The organism is Rhizobium sp. BT04 (assembly GCF_030053135.1).
GTDB lineage: Bacteria > Pseudomonadota > Alphaproteobacteria > Rhizobiales > Rhizobiaceae > Rhizobium > Rhizobium binxianense.
The window spans coordinates 440768-456663 of sequence record NZ_CP125652.1 but is presented as its reverse complement, the minus strand read 5'-3'; the positions used below and the strand labels follow the sequence as shown (position 1 = coordinate 456663).

Here is a 15896-nt window from a genome sequence, read left to right as displayed (position 1 = left end):
CAATAACATAAATGGGTGCCGCTGCCATGGTTTTTTAGCATGGTTTTTCGGCATCACGATGATGTCACACCCGATGTCCCCCCTTGGCGACCCTTGCATAGAAGGCCAGCACCGCCTGCTTGAAAATCTTGTCGCCGACGGCGAGCATATGGTCGCGGCCCGGAATGTCGAGCGCTTCGGCATTGGGCATCAGCGCCGCCAGTTCCTGCGGCGAGCCGGCAATATCGTCCTTGGTGCCGACGCCGATGAGTGCCGGCATGTCGAGCTTTCCCATATCCGAGCGGGCGACGAGATCGCGCGAGCCGCGGATACAGAGGGCAAGGGCGACGCGGTCGCTTTTCGTCTGCTCGGCGAAGGCACGGAACATTCGGCCGCGGTCATGCGTCACCTCATCCAGCGAAGGGGCCAGCAGCGCATCGGCGATCGGGTCCCAGTCGCCGACGCCGTCGGTCATACCGATACCGAGGCCGCCGAGTACCAGTGAACGGACGCGATGCGGATTGGCGAGGGCGGCAAAGACGGAAATGCGCGCGCCCATCGAATAACCCATGACATTGGCTTCCGGGATGCCGAGATGATCCAGCAACGCGATCGCATCGCCCGCCATCACCCATGGACGATAGGCTTCGGCATCATGCGGCTTATCGCTTGCGCCGTGGCCGCGATTGTCGATGGCGATCACCCGGTAGCCGGCATCGCCCAGCGTCTTCAGCCAGCCCGGATGCACCCAGTTGACGTTTGCCGTCGAGGCAAAACCGTGGATCAGCAAGACGGGCACGCCGGCCGGATCGCCCTCGTCGAAGAAGGCGAGCTGCAATCCGTCATGGGTAAAGCTTGAAAATGTGGGCGTGTTCAGGTTCATCGGGTCTTCCTTTTGGCGCGACCATAATCGAGCGGCCTTTCAGCGTGAAGCCAAAAACTGCGGCCCAAAACTGCGGCTGAAAACTGTGCCTGGCGCGGCGCTTTGGCTCTACACATTTGCGGCGAAGGATTATAAGGTCCGCGCACATTTCAAAGCATTCGGAGAGCGACATGGCCGGCCACAACATTCCCCACTTCCAGAACGACGGCGGTCACCGGGTTATCGAGGTCGGCGTCAAGGAATTCATGTGCACCGGCGCTTCGGCTCCCTTCGACCATCCGCATATCTTCATCGACATGGGCGACGACAACGAGAAGGTCTGTTCCTACTGCTCGACGCTCTACCGCTTCAATTCCGCGCTCAAGGCCAACCAGACCAACCCGGCCGGCTGCGTTTTCCACGTGAAGGCGGCGTAATCAGTCGAGTTCGGAATCGGACGGACAATGCCGGTCGAACATGCCGCCATCATCGGCGCCGGAATATCGGGGCTGACCGCTGCCCTTTCGCTTTCGCAGCGCGGCATCAGCTCGGAGATTTTCGAGCAGGCGGGCGAACTCACCGATATCGGCGCCGGATTGCAGATCTCGCCGAACGCCGCCCGCATCCTTGCCGAACTCGGTATCCTGGGAGACCTGTCAAAGGTCTGGCTCGAGCCGGAAACGATCCGGCTGATATCGGGCAGTTCGCTGCGCCAGCTCGCGGCCGTGCCGGCGGGCAAATTCGCGCGGCAACGCTGGGGCGCTCCCTATGGCGTCCTGCATCGCACCACATTGCAGAAAGCGCTTCTGGCGGCGGTCGAGGCCGATCCGCTCTGCCGGCTTCATCTCGGCGTGCGGATGGAATCGAGCCTGCCGGCTTTCGACCGGGCCGCCGATGTCGTCATCGGTGCGGACGGCGTCTGGTCGAAGCTCCGGCAATCCGTTCCTGATAGTCCCTCCCCGCGCTTTTCCGGCAATATCGCCTACCGCTTCACCATTGCCGAAACGGAAGCGCCGGGCTTTCTCGATCGGACAAGCGTTTGTGCTTTCCTCGGCGGTTCAGCCCATCTCGTCTGCTACCCGCTGAAGGAGACCGGCAGTTTCAACATGGTGGCGATCACCGCCGGCAACATCGCGCCGCAGGCCTGGCAAAGCGAGCCGACGCAAGAACAGCGCGCGCAGCTCAGGGCGCGGCTTTCCGGCTGGAACGCCGCGATCGTCTCGCTGCTCGAACAACAGCGCAAGCTGACGTTCTGGCCGCTGTTCGAAACCACATCGGGCGCATGGCAGGACGGCCGAAAGACGGTTCTGATCGGCGACGCCGCGCATGCGATGATGCCTTTTGCCGCCCAGGGAGCGGCGATGGCGATCGAAGACGCCTACGAACTCGCTGCGTTTCTATCGAACCATTCGGTAGCAAAGGCCCTGGCACTCTTCGAAAGACATCGGGCGCCGCGCATTGCCAAGCTTCGCCAGCGCGGCGCCTTCAACCGGTTCGCCTATCATGCGAAAGGGCCGATCCGGATCGGCCGCGATCTGGTGCTCGGCCTCAAGCCGCCGCAAAGCCTGGCGGCGGACCTCGACTGGATCTACGGCTACCGGGCTCTCAGTCTGCCATAACAGCAAGCGGCGGCAGCGCCCATGCCTGTGGTCAGACGGCGCTTGCGGCGGCAAAACCCCGTTCGATATCGGCTTTCAAGTCGGCGACGTCCTCAAGACCGATCTGCAGGCGGATGACCGCACCATCCGTCGGCGCCTTGGCGACCCTGCGGTCTTTGAGATTGGCGTGCAGGGCCAGGCTTTCAAAGCCGCCCCAGGAATAGCCGAGGCCGAAAATCCTGAGCGCGTCGAGGAAGGCATGTGCCTTTGCCTTGAACTTCTCCGGGCTGTCTGCGGCAAGCACGAAGGAAAAGATGCCGCTGGCGCCCTTGAAGTCGCGCTTCCAGAGATCATGGGACGGGAAACTCGGCAGGGCCGGATGCAGCACGCGGGCGACGTCCTCCCTGCCCTCCAGCCATTCGGCGATTTCAAGCGCGCTTTCATAATGCCGCTCCAGGCGCAGGCCCATAGTGCGCAATCCGCGCAGGATCTGGTAGGCATCATCGGGTGCGCCGCAGATGCCGAGCACGCCGTTCGATTCCTTCAGCCGCTCCCAGTGCTCGGCATTGGCCGAAACCGTTCCGAGCAGGATGTCGGAATGGCCGGACGGATATTTCGTCGACGCGTGGATCGAGATGTCGACACCATGATCAAGCGGCCGGAAATAGAGCGGCGTCGCCCAGGTATTGTCCATCATGACGATAGCGCCATGGCGGTGCGCAACCGCCGAGATCGCCGGAATATCCTGCATTTCGAAGGTGTTGGAGCCGGGAGCCTCGGTGTGGACAAGCTTGGTGTTCGGCCGGAACAGCGTCTCGATGCCGGCGCCGATCGAAGGGTCGTAATATTCCACCTCGACGCCGAGGCGCTTCAGCATCGTATCGCAGAAATGGCGCGTCGGGCCGTAGACCGAATCGACGACGAGCGCGTGATCGCCGGCGGCGGAAAAGCCCAGGAACGGAATGGTGACGGCCGCAAGACCCGAAGGCACGAGGATCGTGCCGGCCGAACCTTCGAGCGCGTCGATCGCCTCACAAAGCGCATCCGTCGTCGGTGTGCCGCGCGTCCCGTAAGTGTATTTCTGCGCATGCGTCTCCATTATGCGGGCATTGGGAAACAACACTGTCGAGGCATGCACGACCGGCGGATTGATGAAGCCGTGATAATCGAAAGGGTCGTTGCCGATATGGGTCAGGCGGGTGTTGATGCCGGCATTCTGCAGCACGCTGTCTTTGTCTTTCATGTCGGAAATAGCCTTTGCGAAGGGTCGCGAAACCAGACTTTTGGACGGCCTGCGGTTTCCGGTCAACCCCTCGAAGAGCTTTGCAGGGGACGTCGGAGAATGGCGGAATTTTCGATTTTCGCGTTATTTTTCCGCAATCGGACGCCTATTTCATAGTCAGCCGCCTTCGAATGCGGCGTAATCTACCAAAATTCTGAATTTTGCCGCAATTATTGATGGCGACACTTGACCATAGTGACATTTGCGACTGTGATAGAACAACTCGCGCCGGGAGGGTGTCGAGACATTGGGAGGCGGCAGAGTTTTCGGCCGGACCTTCCCACAAGAAAATACAAGACAACGGAAAAGGTTGGGAAAAAAATGAAGAACAAGCTTCTGTCCGCCACAATCGGCGCAGCAGTTTTCGCTCTTGGCGCTTCGGCTGCTTCGGCCACGACACTCACAGATGTTAAGGCAAAGGGTTTCGTTCAGTGCGGCGTCAACACCGGCCTTACCGGCTTTGCAGCACCCGACGCTTCCGGCAATTGGGCCGGCTTCGACGTCGACTTCTGCAAGGCCGTCGCGTCGGCGGTCTTCGGCGACCCCACCAAGGTCAAGTACACGCCGACCAACGCAAAGGAACGCTTTACTGCGCTGCAGTCCGGCGAAATCGACGTTCTCTCGCGCAATACGACCTGGACGATCAATCGCGACACCGCACTCGGCTTCAACTTCCGTCCTGTCACCTATTATGACGGTCAGGGCTTCATGGTGCGCAAGAGCCTGAACGTGAAGTCAGCTCTCGAACTCTCCGGCGCCGCAATCTGCGTGCAGTCGGGCACGACCACGGAACTGAACCTCGCCGATTACTTCAAGACGAACAATCTGCAGTACAATCCGGTCGTCTTCGAAAATCTTCCTGAGGTCAACGCTGCCTACGACGCCGGTCGTTGCGACGTTTACACGACCGACCAATCCGGTCTCTATTCGTTGCGTCTGACGCTGAAAAATCCGGACGAACACGTCATCCTTCCCGAGATCATCTCCAAGGAGCCGCTTGGCCCAGCCGTCCGTCAGGGTGATGATCAGTGGTTCGATATCGTTTCCTGGACGGCTTATGCGCTGATTAATGCCGAAGAGTTCGGCATCACCCAGGCAAATGTCGACGAGATGAAGAACTCGCCGAACCCTGACATCAAGCGCTTCCTCGGCAGCGAGGCCGACACCAAGATTGGTACCGATCTCGGCCTGACCAATGATTGGGCCGCCAACGTCATCAAGGGCGTCGGCAACTATGGCGAAATCTTCGAGCGCAACATCGGCCAGGGAAGCCCGCTCAAGATCGCACGCGGCCTGAATGCTCTCTGGAACAAGGGCGGCATCCAGTACGCACCGCCGGTTCGTTAATCGAGCTTCAGCATGAAATCCGGGAAGGCGGCCGAGCCGCCCTCCCATCGTCCAAGAGCAAAAAGAAAGCCCGAAAACGGGCACAAGGGGATTGGCGCGGCATGACGCATGGGGCTGTGGATAGGACACCTTTGCATGACACCGGCTGGAGTTTCCGGTCGGCAATGTACGACCCGAAATACCGGAGCATATTTTTCCAGGTTCTAACGATCGTTGTTCTCGTGGCGTTTGTGTGGTGGGTGGCCCACAACACGGCCGTGAACCTTGCCCGCAGCAATACGGCGTCGGGTTTCGGCTTTCTGAGCGGGCGCGCCGGTTTCGAAATCGGCCAGTCGCTGATCGGCTATTCAAGCGACTCGACGTATGCACGCGCGCTTCTCGTCGGCATTCTCAACACCTTGCTGGTGGCGGTAAGCGGTATCGTCACGGCGACCATCATCGGCTTCCTCATCGGGATCGGCCGACTGTCGCACAACTGGCTGATTGCCAAGCTCTGCACGGTCTATGTGGAAATCTTCCGCAACATTCCGCCGCTGCTCGTCATCTTCTTCTGGTATCTCGGCGTTCTCTCCGTCCTGCCGCAGCCGCGCGAATCGCTGGGGCTGCCGTTCAGCATGTTCCTCAACAACAGAGGACTAGCCTTCCCGAAGCCGATCTTCGAGACAGGGATGATAGCGGTCGGCATCGCCCTGCTGATTGCGATTGTCGTCACCATCGTCATGGCGCGCTGGGCCCACAAACGCCAGGCCGCAACCGGCCAGCCGTTCCACACGGTATGGGCATCGATCGGGCTGATCGTCGGTTTGCCGCTGCTGGTCTTCGTTGTCTCCGGCTTCCCGCTCAGCTTCGACGTTCCGGTCGCCGGAAAGTTCAACCTGACGGGCGGCTCCGTCGTCGGCCCCGAATTCATATCGCTGTATCTCGCTCTGTCCTTCTATACCGCTTCGTTCATCGCCGAGATCGTTCGGGGCGGCATTCGCGGCGTTCCAAAGGGGCAATCCGAGGCAGCCGGCGCGCTGGGGCTGCATCCGTCTGGTGTGACGAGACTCGTCGTGGTGCCACAGGCGCTACGCATCATCATTCCGCCGCTGACGAGCCAGTACCTGAACCTGACCAAGAACTCCTCCCTCGCCATCGCGATCGGTTTCTCGGATCTCGTTGCCGTCGGCGGCACGATCCTCAATCAGAGCGGTCAAGCGATCGAGATCGTGTGCATCTGGGGTATCGTCTATCTCAGCTTGAGCATTCTCACGTCGCTGTTCATGAACTGGTTCAATGCCAAGATGGCACTGGTGGAGAGATAAGATGTCGGTCGCCGATAAACCCTTCGTCAGAACGTCCATCCTTGCGGCCGAACCGCCGCCCCGCGGCGAGCGCGGAGCCGCCGCCTGGATACGCCGCAATCTCCTGGCAACCCCGAAAGATATTATCCTGACGATCCTGGCTCTTGCGCTGATCGCATGGGCCGTGCCGCATCTCGTCAACTGGCTGTTCATCCAGGCCGTATGGTCCGGGCCGGACCGCACATTCTGCGCGACGACGATCCAGGGCGGCATCCAGCCCGATGGCTGGAGTGGGGCATGCTGGGCCTTCGTCAGCGCCAAGTACGATCAATTTATCTTCGGCCGCTATCCGCTCGATGAGCGTTGGAGGCCGGCGATCGTCGGGATCCTGTTCATTCTGCTGCTGGTTCCGATGCTGATCCCGTCGGCACCGCGCAAAGGGCTAAACGCCATTCTTCTGTTCGGAGTCCTGCCGGTCATCGCCTTCTGGCTTCTTCACGGCGGCTTCGGCCTCGAAGTGGTGGACACCCCCCTCTGGGGCGGCTTGATGGTGACGCTCGTCCTGTCCTTTGTCGGTATTGCCGTCTCCTTGCCTTGCGGCATTCTGCTTGCGCTGGGGCGCCGCTCGAAGATGCCGGTCATCCGGATGCTCTGCGTGACCTTCATCGAGGTAATTCGAGGCGTTCCGCTGATCACCGTTCTGTTCATGGCAAGCGTCATGCTGCCGCTCTTCCTGCCGACAGGCTGGAACGTGGACAAATTGCTTCGGGCGCTGATCGGTGTTTCGATCTTCACCTCGGCCTATATGGCCGAAGTGATCCGCGGCGGTCTGCAGGCGATCCCGAAGGGACAGTTCGAAGGCGCCGATTCGCTTGGCCTCGGCTATTGGCAGAAGACGCGGCTGATCATCATGCCGCAGGCGATCAAGCTCGTGATCCCGAGCATCGTCAACACCTTCATCGGAACGTTCAAGGACACGTCGCTGGTCACCATTATCGGCATGTTCGACCTGCTCGGCATCGTCAAGCAGAACTTCTCCGATGCCAACTGGGCAAGCGCCGTCACGCCGATCACGGGTCTGATCTTCGCCGGCTTCATCTTCTGGCTGTTCTGCTTCGGCATGTCGCGCTATTCAGGCTTCATGGAACGCCATCTCGATACCGGCCACAAACGATAAGAATGAGGGAAAAAATCATGGCTGAAGCTCCAGCTAAAAAGCTCACCGTTTCCGCAACGGAAGTGGCGGTCGAGATCATCAACATGAACAAGTGGTACGGCGATTTCCACGTACTGCGCGATATCAATCTGAAGGTCATGCGCGGCGAGCGCATCGTCATTGCCGGCCCGTCCGGTTCGGGCAAATCGACGATGATCCGCTGCATCAACCGCCTGGAAGAGCATCAGAAGGGCAAGATCGTCGTCGACGGCACCGAACTGACCAACGATCTGAAAAAGATCGACGAGGTGCGGCGCGAAGTCGGCATGGTGTTCCAGCACTTCAACCTCTTCCCGCACCTGACGATCCTCGAAAACTGCACGCTGGCGCCGATCTGGGTGCGCAAGATGCCGAAGAAGCAGGCGGAAGAGATCGCCATGCACTTCCTCAAGCGCGTCAAGATTCCCGAGCAGGCCAACAAATATCCGGGACAGCTTTCCGGCGGCCAGCAGCAGCGCGTGGCGATCGCCAGGTCGCTGTGCATGAACCCGAAGATCATGCTGTTCGACGAGCCGACCTCGGCGCTCGATCCTGAAATGATCAAGGAAGTGCTCGACACCATGGTGGGTCTTGCCGAAGAAGGCATGACCATGCTCTGCGTCACCCATGAAATGGGCTTTGCCCGCCAGGTCGCCAACCGCGTCATCTTCATGGACCAGGGCCAGATCGTCGAGCAGAATTCGCCGGCCGAGTTCTTCGACAATCCGCAGCACGAACGCACCAAGCTATTCCTCAGCCAGATCCTGCATTAAGCTTGGGAGCTGAAAGCTTCTTAAAGGACCCGCCGCGCCTTCCGGTTCGGCGGGTCTTTCACGTTCAGCGCGAGGCTGACGCCTGCAGCAGCAGACTGCAGAGGCCGGCAAGACCGGAATCGGAGCCGCCTGGTGCGGAGCCGCTTGAGGCGGAGATATCCGCGCAGCGGACAAGCATCTTGCGCTGCTCATTGACGGGCCTCGCCCGGAAATCTTCCAGGGTGCGGGCCTGCGATGCGCTGAGGGTCCCCACAGCCGCAGATCTGTTGCTGCTGCCTGCCCCGTCTGCTTCGCCGATGGCGAGATCGGCATCGCTGCCGCGTCTGACCGAGGCCGTGGCGTTGGTATCATCAAGCCGATCGGAACCGCCGATGCGTGCATTGAGATCGGCATTGACGCCGCGCCCGCCGCCGAGCCTGGCATTGGCGTTCGCATCGAGACCATTGCCGCCACCGATGCCGGCATTGACATCGGCATCAACGCCCCGTCTGCCGCCGGCATTGGCGGTCGCGTCGGCATTGACACCGTTCGAACCGCCGATAGAAGCATTGGCACCGGCGCTGATGCCACTGCCGCCGCCGAGTGATGTACCAACATCGGCGCTGACGGCGTTGCCGGCATTCACCGAGACGCCGACATCGATAGCCCGCGCATCGCTTGCCGGTATCGCAAGCAGGGCGCAGCTGGATGCAAGCACTGCCAGGATTAGTCTCTTGTGAGTATGGATCATGTTTTCCTCCGTTTCCCTTCGCCGAGCGGTCTGCCCGGCAGCCGAAAATCGAGGAACGCGCGTGCCTTCGATCGTCTGGATCGCCTGCAACCGGCAGGACGTCCATGGCAAGGCAACGTGAAGACATGAGGAATGTTTCACAATACAGCACGGCAAGTCGGTTCGACGGCGTGCAATGATCTTTCACGGTTATTGAAATACAAATTGCCAACCAGACTGTGCCAGAATTCAACATGTTTTGCAGCGACTGGAGCACTGAGCGAGTATTTCCGTCCCAGTTGCGCCAGGAATCTTCAGAGCCGGCAAACAAAGCTCGGTTCTCGATACGATTGGCGGCGGTTGATCCATTTGCAGCGTTTTCGCTGTGATCACCTGCACCCTGCTTCCGAACTTGATAGTTCACCATTGATTGGATGACTAAAAATAACGCCCCTGCCGCCTGGATATGTCAGGCAGGAAGTCCATGTTTAAGCATGTTCTCATTTGATGGAACTGGAGGTTCAAGAATGGGCATTTTCGATAAGATCAAACATGCAATCTTCGGGGAAGCGAAAGCAGCCGAACCCACTGCCGCCGGCACGCCAAAGACTGAGCCCGCCCAGGCTCCTGCCGCGCCGTCGGCAGCGCCCAGTCCCACCCCTGCGGCCTCTGCCGCTCAGAGTAAGCCGGCGACATCAACAGCGACAGTCGACATAGTCCCAATCCTCGATGCAGCCGCGAAAAAAAGCGGCCAGAAACTCGATTGGCGCCACTCGATCGTGGACTTGATGAAAGCCGTCGGGATGGATGCGAGCCTTTCTGAGCGCAAGGAACTTGCCACCGAGCTCGGCTATACCGGCGACAGCGGCGATTCCGCAAAGATGAATATGTGGCTGCACAAGGCGCTGATGAAGCGGCTTTCGGAAAATGGCGGCAAAGTCCCGGCCGATCTCCTGGATTGAGCGATGACACATAGCTGCCGCAGGTTACGGCGGCAGCTATCCAACCGCCAGGGAGGCCGCGGCCGGAGCAGGCGTGAAACAAGGAGCCCCTTGTCCGCAGTCGCTGGAACCCATACCATTCACCTCGATACTTCGATAATCGATCAGGGAGAATTAAATCCGATGAGATTGATGGCAGTCGTTGGTCTTGCGCTTAGCTTGGGCTGTATTTCGGCCGCAGAATCTCCTTCAAACTATCAATCCTATAGCGGCATTCGGGTCGATACCGATCCGGTTCTTCTGGCTCGCTTCGAGAAAGCGCTCCAACGCTGCGTGCCGGAGGCAGGGTCATGGCGACGAGGCTCGCCCGACCCGCGAAGCCTGCACTACAATACGGCTCTGAGAAGTTGCCTCTATAGACGCAGCTTTGTCGACAGAGGCGTCTACGCCTACCCGATCCCTCAAGTCTACTTCGATCATTTCCTGGATCGCTGAGAAAAGCCGAACAGCTCCACCCCACCATAGGCCTTCACAGGCCATCAAACACAAACCCCGCCAGATTGGCGGGGCTGTATGCAATTGGCGACTGCCATATATCAGCGTTTAGCGCCACCTGATGGCCGGCCCTTGCCCGCCTGGCGATTGCCGCTTCCGGACGCGGTCTTGGCATCGTTGCCCTGACCGAAGTTGGTGCCGCCGAGATGGCCGCCGCCGCTGGTGTTGGCGACCTGGCGCTGCATTTTGCGCAACAGCGCCTCTGCATTGGTCTTGCTCATGAAATTCTCCTCAATGGCCGGAAGATCCAGCCGAAATGCTGCGCTTGCATCCGCGGTCAAAGACCGCGGCATTCAGGCAGCGACGATATTGCCGGCCGTGCTTTTGCCGGAGCGGCTGTCCTGGATGATGTCGAACCCAACCTTCTGCCCTTTATCCAAGGACGCCATGCCAGCCTGTTCAACGGCTGAAATATGGACGAAGATATCGGCCGCGCCGTTGTCCGGCTGAATGAATCCGAAGCCCCGCGTCGGATCAAAGAATTTGACTGTGCCTGTGTTCATGAACATTCTCCTCTCAAGCGCATAAACAATCGCCATCCGGCAACTGCCGGGCGGCTAGAAATCGATTTTGAAAGGAAAGATCAGCTGGGCCGCCTGAGGCGCGAACCAAGCTCGACAAGCAATTTCGATGGAAGAATCCCTAGGCCGGCAATGTGTTTAAAACAAGTTTCAGGTGACGGGGCTGGGCGTTACAACCCGGATAACACGTATAGCGGCGTTCTCTTGGCCAAGACGTCGGGACAGCGATCACCACACACCAAGGAGCGCGTTGCCGGAAAGCGGGACCTTTTTCAGCTTTCCGTTTTGATCCGCAACCGATAGCGACGGCAGCAATTGCTTCGGCGATTTTCGAAACCAGTTCGCGGCGATCGTGGCAAGGTCACCGATCATCGCGTGTTTGTGCCAGTCCGCGAAGCGCCGGGCAGTTGCCTCGGCTTCGGCTTGATAAAAGAAATCGCCGGATTGGCCGAGATTGTTGATCGACGAAGCCATTGATGAGAGCGGACGTTGAAACATTTTCGGAGGCACGGAAAGCTCTCGCGCGGTCTCGGAAAATGCCGGGGCCATGAAGTCGATAGCCCAACCATCCGCCTCTACCCAGCAATGGAAATTTTCCCCTGCGCCGGTTACATAGCCGTCTTCGCGATAGTCTGCGAACAGTATGAGCGTGCCCCCGAGATTGTAAGCAGCAAGCCCGCCCTTCGGCTTGGCTTTGATTTTGTAATGCTGTTCGAGGATGAAAGCCCCGAACGTGCTGAAGTACATGCAGGCCGTGGCAGGGTCGGCAGCTTCGTTGATGAGCAGGCTATTGATAACGCGGTAAATCCGATGGTAGTCGCTCTGCTTGATCAACATGGTCGTTCGCCCATAAACTTTAAGGTTTCGCGCAATCACTAAGCGACGGCGGAAACGATGTAAACGACGGGGCGCTGATGTCCATGTGGCTTGGCCGAGTGGCAAGCGTGATCCGAAATCCGGCCAGGCTAGGTTCGAAGCATTGATGTAAAACCATCAAGAGAGCGAATGACAGCGTCTGCAACATCGGCGGGCTGCTCCATGGATGCCACCAGGGCGTTCCCCTCCCTGAGATATATCGGAAAGCGCTCCCTAAATTTTCGATCTTCCGTCGCGTGTTGAAATCCGAACCCTCGTTTCAGTTGGCGTTCGACAACAACCGCGGTTGCGGCCTCAATGTCCAGCGACGGCAGCAAGACCATGCCATAGCCGGTGGAAACCAATCGTCGCGCTTCGCCGTAATCATGGCTGCCTGCTTGCGCCGCCAGGAACCCCGATGGTGTGACAAAAATATTTGGTGCTGGATTTGTCATCACCAGATGTTTCGCGAGCGCCAGGTTTTCCGCGCGATAACGCTCATAACCGTGGGAAGCAATGAACGTTCCGATCGTCTCCAGACGCTCGCAGAACTCCAGATCGAGGTCGATAAGCCCCCAACCGAGTTTCTCTGCGAGTTCACGACCAAGCGTCGATTTTCCGACGCCGCCCGGTCCCAGAAGGAAAATGGTCTCACATGGCCGCCACGGCCTGCGAACCTCAATGTGCGTTTGTGCCATCGACCGCAGCCTCAATTGCCGCCGTTCCAGCAGCAATAGCTGGTCAGAACGACTCACCTACCCGCCTTCAGGCGTATCGACGATCGTAGCGATTTCACGCCGACCGGTCGGCAAGAACCTTCAAAATATGATCCTGGATCGCGGTGGCTGTTTTTTCCGGTGATGCGGAAGTGACGTCGAGGACCAATGTGTTTGGATGAAGTGGATCTAAGACCTGTGCTTTCCGGCTGCGGTTCCTGGAGGCTGCCACGTCAGTGGATTTCAACTTTTCGCGTCGCACGGGGTTCGAAACGCGGCGAGCCAGCTCCTCTTCATCACACAGCAATCGCACCGGCACCAGAACGGCGTCACAGGCTTCAGCGGCATTGGCGATCTGTTGAAAGGTAAGAAGGCTTCGCTCGTCACCCTCGAGACCGGCATGCGTGAAAATGAAGTTGGCGGACGGCGCGTAAGCGGTGATTGCGTCAAGGACGGTTTGCCGAACGCGCCCGGTGAACTCCCATACTCCCTTTGGAAGCGCCGCCGTTCCATCCTCATCCAGCAGGCGCAGTATCGGGTTATTGATCCAGTGGTTATCGACAATTTTTGCCGAAACCATGGCGCTCAACTCTTGCGCGATGGTCAACTTCCCAGCTCCCGGGAATCCTATGAGCACTATGCGAATACCCATCTTTCGCGACACCTTTTGGAGGCAGAGGAGGGTCGAATCGGCGGCCATCACCGCCGCCTATTGCTATCTCAACAGTCCCAATATTGAGGCGATTCAGCCCAAAATAGCTAGATTCGGAAAAAAAATGTCGATTCCGCCATTGGCGGGAGGAATCCCGTCACGCCCATCAGATTTTTCAAATGTTTTCAATGGATGCATATCGCCATAGTTGCAGAAAGAATAATTCGCGGTAGGCGAGATATAAATATTGACATAATTTGGGCGACTCGAAATTCACCAAGTATTTCAAACTGTAACTTCTGATAGATTTGGATAATGTGGCAGCAATATGGCTATGATTCTCAAGCACTTACTGTCTGGTTGCTGTTGCGCCCTCCGGAACCTCGCCCTATAACCCGCCGCCGTAACGACTGATTAACTAACATTAGTAATTGGTAAAGAACAACGCTAAGGTTGAGGAACCAGATCATGACGACATACTACGTAGCGACGACCGGCAGCAGCGGCGGTAACGGCAGTGCCACGTCTCCTTTTCACACGATCAGCGAGGCGATGGCGGCGGACCTTAAGCCCGGCGACGAGGTCGTGGTGCGCGCCGGCGTCTATAATGAGTCGGTGAATATGTACAAGGATGGTTCCGCCGCCGGCTACATTACCTTGCGGTCGGAGGTACCGGGTGGAGCGGTGATCCACTCAGCATCCGGCGGCGCAAATGGTATTAACATCACTGCTAACTATGTGGCGGTCGAGGGCTTCGAGGTCTACGGGAGCGATTCGCACGGCATTGTTGGTGATGGCGTCCACCATGTGAGGATCGCCGATAACGTTTCCCACGACAACGGTGCGTCCGGCATCGCCTTCGCCGGATCCGACTTCATCACGATCGAGGGGAACGAGACTTACAAAAATGCGAGTTCCGGCTGGTTTTCAGGCATCTCTCTCTACCAGAACCGGAATATCACCGGGGCGCCGGACGATGGCAGCTTCCGCAACATCATCCGGAACAACATCTCGCACGACAACGTCACGAAGTCTGGTGCGCACACCGATGGCAACGGCATCATCATCGACGATTTCCAGAGCACGCAGACGAGCGGTCATCCGAACTACACGTTTAAGACCCTGGTCGACAACAACCTCGTCTATGAGAACGGCAGCAAAGGCATCCAAGTTACCTGGAGCGACTCCGTCACGGTGAAAAACAACACCGCATACCACAACAATCAGGACCTGCTGAACGACGGCACCTGGCGCGGCGAACTCAGCAACGCGCAGTCGAGCAACAACACCTGGATCAATAACATCGCCGTAGCCGACCCGTCGGTGAACAAGAACAACACTGCGGTCGATAACACGTCGTACGGCGGCTATACCAACGCCAACGTCGTCTGGGCCAACAACAACACCTACAACGGCACGGCCGGCCAGGCCTCGGTCAGGACCGACGGCGGCAACGCTATGCCGAGCACGGCGAACGGCAACAAGCTCGGCATCGACCCGCATTTCGCGGGGGCAGCGACCGACAACTTCCACCTCGCCTCGGGCTCGGCAGCGATCGACGGTGGAACCGCCAAGTACGGCGTCGGCTCGGTCGATCTGGACGGCCACGCTCGCGTCGTTGGAACTGTCGACATGGGTGCCTACGAATCGGGCTCCAGTGCGACACCGGGAACGCCGACGCAACCGACAACCCCAACCACGCCGACGAATCCGACAACGCCAACCACCCCGACGCAACCGACAACGCCGACCACGCCGACGCAACCGACAACGCCAACGGCGCCGACAAAGGAATTCATCGGCACCAACGGTAACGACATCCTACCGCACACCGGCCAGTCCAACGGCGGCAACGAAACCTTCAAGGGTCTCGGCGGTAGTGACGTGTTGAAGGGCGGGGCCGGCGCGGACGTGCTCGACGGCGGTACTGGCAATGACACGGCCAGCTATGAGGGCTCCGACGCGGTCAACGTCAACTTGGCGACTAAGGCCGCATCGGGCGGCCAGGCGACCGGTGACAAGATCGCCAGCATCGAAAACTTGACCGGCTCAAGCTACAACGACGTACTGACCGGCGGCAACGGCGGCGGCAACGTTCTCACTGGCGGGGCTGGCGCGGACAAGCTGGACGGCGGCGCCGGCAATGATGTCCTCATTGGTGGTGCCGGAAAGGACATTATGACCGGTGGCACCGGCGAGGATACGTTTATCTTGAAGGCACCGACGGAAACCGGGTCCGGCTTGAACCGCGACGTCATCACCGACTTCCAGCACGGCGTCGATAAGATCGACCTCTCGGCGATCGATGCGAATGGCTCTGCGGCGGGCAATGGAACCTTCCATTTCCAGGCACAGGAGAATGCCTTGTTCGACCACAAGGCTGGCGCGCTCGCTTGGCACTATGACGACAATGCTGGATCCGCGAACGATGTTACCGTTATCCAGGCCGACACGAACGGCGACGGCATTCATGACTTCGAGGTTCAGCTGAAGGGCCTCGTCCACCTGGGGGCAGGCGATTTTCTCCTGTAACGATAGCGTTGTGGCGGTCGTCCGACCGCCACAACACGCAAGCCGCAAAAATCGGCTACTTCGGCGCGTGGATGAGGGAGCCCCATCCGCGCGCTG

Annotated in this window: 17 protein-coding genes; 9 read left to right on the top strand and 8 right to left on the bottom strand. The window is 59.0% G+C overall.

Features of this window, described 5'->3' with window-relative positions; translation table 11 throughout:
* Positions 1-64: 64 nt before the first annotated feature.
* On the bottom strand, positions 65-862 hold the full coding sequence (locus QMO82_RS10785) for an alpha/beta fold hydrolase (protein WP_183607473.1): 798 nt from the start codon (positions 860-862) through the stop codon (positions 65-67).
* A 170-nt stretch (positions 863-1032) separates the two neighbouring features.
* Between QMO82_RS10785 and QMO82_RS10780 the strand changes: the two genes are divergently transcribed.
* Together QMO82_RS10780 and QMO82_RS10775 are read left to right on the top strand one after the other, a co-directional pair.
* Positions 1033-1278: a zinc-finger domain-containing protein gene (locus tag QMO82_RS10780; RefSeq protein WP_097618862.1), complete on the top strand. Its 246-nt coding sequence runs from the start codon at positions 1033-1035 to the stop codon at positions 1276-1278.
* 27 nt (positions 1279-1305) lie between these two features.
* Positions 1306-2460, top strand: coding sequence for an FAD-dependent monooxygenase (locus tag QMO82_RS10775; RefSeq protein ID WP_183607474.1), 1155 nt, complete (start codon positions 1306-1308; stop codon positions 2458-2460).
* A gap of 31 nt (positions 2461-2491) precedes the next feature.
* Here QMO82_RS10775 and QMO82_RS10770 read toward each other — a convergent pair whose 3' ends face one another.
* A complete protein-coding gene (locus QMO82_RS10770) occupies positions 2492-3682 on the bottom strand; it encodes a cystathionine beta-lyase (RefSeq protein WP_183607475.1) in 1191 nt (396 codons plus the stop codon).
* 360 nt (positions 3683-4042) lie between these two features.
* Between QMO82_RS10770 and QMO82_RS10765 the strand changes: the two genes are divergently transcribed.
* From QMO82_RS10765 to QMO82_RS10750, 4 genes are all read left to right on the top strand, one after another.
* The gene (locus QMO82_RS10765; protein ID WP_097618865.1) at positions 4043-5068 is read left to right on the top strand and encodes an amino acid ABC transporter substrate-binding protein; all 1026 of its coding nucleotides are present in this window, start codon (positions 4043-4045) and stop codon (positions 5066-5068) included.
* Positions 5069-5169: 101 nt separating this feature from the next.
* The gene (locus tag QMO82_RS10760; protein WP_097618866.1) at positions 5170-6372 is read left to right on the top strand and encodes an amino acid ABC transporter permease; all 1203 of its coding nucleotides are present in this window, start codon (positions 5170-5172) and stop codon (positions 6370-6372) included.
* A 1-nt stretch (position 6373) separates the two neighbouring features.
* On the top strand, positions 6374-7528 hold the full coding sequence (locus tag QMO82_RS10755; protein WP_097618867.1) for an amino acid ABC transporter permease: 1155 nt from the start codon (positions 6374-6376) through the stop codon (positions 7526-7528).
* A gap of 17 nt (positions 7529-7545) precedes the next feature.
* Positions 7546-8319: an amino acid ABC transporter ATP-binding protein gene (locus tag QMO82_RS10750; RefSeq protein ID WP_097618868.1), complete on the top strand. Its 774-nt coding sequence runs from the start codon at positions 7546-7548 to the stop codon at positions 8317-8319.
* A gap of 64 nt (positions 8320-8383) precedes the next feature.
* Here the strand turns inward: QMO82_RS10750 and QMO82_RS10745 are convergent, their stop codons facing one another.
* Positions 8384-9049, bottom strand: a complete 666-nt coding sequence (locus tag QMO82_RS10745) for a hypothetical protein (protein ID WP_183607476.1) — start codon at positions 9047-9049, stop codon at positions 8384-8386.
* A 506-nt stretch (positions 9050-9555) separates the two neighbouring features.
* Between QMO82_RS10745 and QMO82_RS10740 the strand changes: the two genes are divergently transcribed.
* Both QMO82_RS10740 and QMO82_RS10735 read left to right on the top strand, forming a co-directional pair.
* A complete protein-coding gene (locus QMO82_RS10740) occupies positions 9556-9990 on the top strand; it encodes a DUF3597 domain-containing protein (protein ID WP_183607707.1) in 435 nt (144 codons plus the stop codon).
* A 162-nt stretch (positions 9991-10152) separates the two neighbouring features.
* On the top strand, positions 10153-10464 hold the full coding sequence (locus QMO82_RS10735) for a hypothetical protein (protein WP_183607477.1): 312 nt from the start codon (positions 10153-10155) through the stop codon (positions 10462-10464).
* Between the two features lie 101 nt (positions 10465-10565).
* On the opposite strand, the gene QMO82_RS10730 is transcribed toward QMO82_RS10735, so the two are convergent.
* From QMO82_RS10730 to QMO82_RS10710, 5 genes are all read right to left on the bottom strand, one after another.
* The gene (locus QMO82_RS10730) at positions 10566-10745 is read right to left on the bottom strand and encodes a hypothetical protein (RefSeq protein WP_183607478.1); all 180 of its coding nucleotides are present in this window, start codon (positions 10743-10745) and stop codon (positions 10566-10568) included.
* A gap of 72 nt (positions 10746-10817) precedes the next feature.
* Entirely contained in the window at positions 10818-11027 is a 210-nt protein-coding gene (locus QMO82_RS10725) for a cold-shock protein (RefSeq protein ID WP_183607708.1), read from the bottom strand.
* Positions 11028-11273: 246 nt separating this feature from the next.
* Complete coding sequence (locus QMO82_RS10720; RefSeq protein ID WP_183607479.1) at positions 11274-11882, bottom strand: DUF2026 family protein; 609 nt, start codon at positions 11880-11882, stop codon at positions 11274-11276.
* Positions 11883-12010: 128 nt separating this feature from the next.
* Positions 12011-12655, bottom strand: a complete 645-nt coding sequence (locus tag QMO82_RS10715) for a shikimate kinase (protein ID WP_183607480.1) — start codon at positions 12653-12655, stop codon at positions 12011-12013.
* A gap of 37 nt (positions 12656-12692) precedes the next feature.
* On the bottom strand, positions 12693-13268 hold the full coding sequence (locus tag QMO82_RS10710; protein WP_183607709.1) for an AAA family ATPase: 576 nt from the start codon (positions 13266-13268) through the stop codon (positions 12693-12695).
* Between the two features lie 468 nt (positions 13269-13736).
* Between QMO82_RS10710 and QMO82_RS10705 the strand changes: the two genes are divergently transcribed.
* Complete coding sequence (locus QMO82_RS10705; RefSeq protein ID WP_283196642.1) at positions 13737-15800, top strand: choice-of-anchor Q domain-containing protein; 2064 nt, start codon at positions 13737-13739, stop codon at positions 15798-15800.
* Positions 15801-15896: the final 96 nt, after the last annotated feature.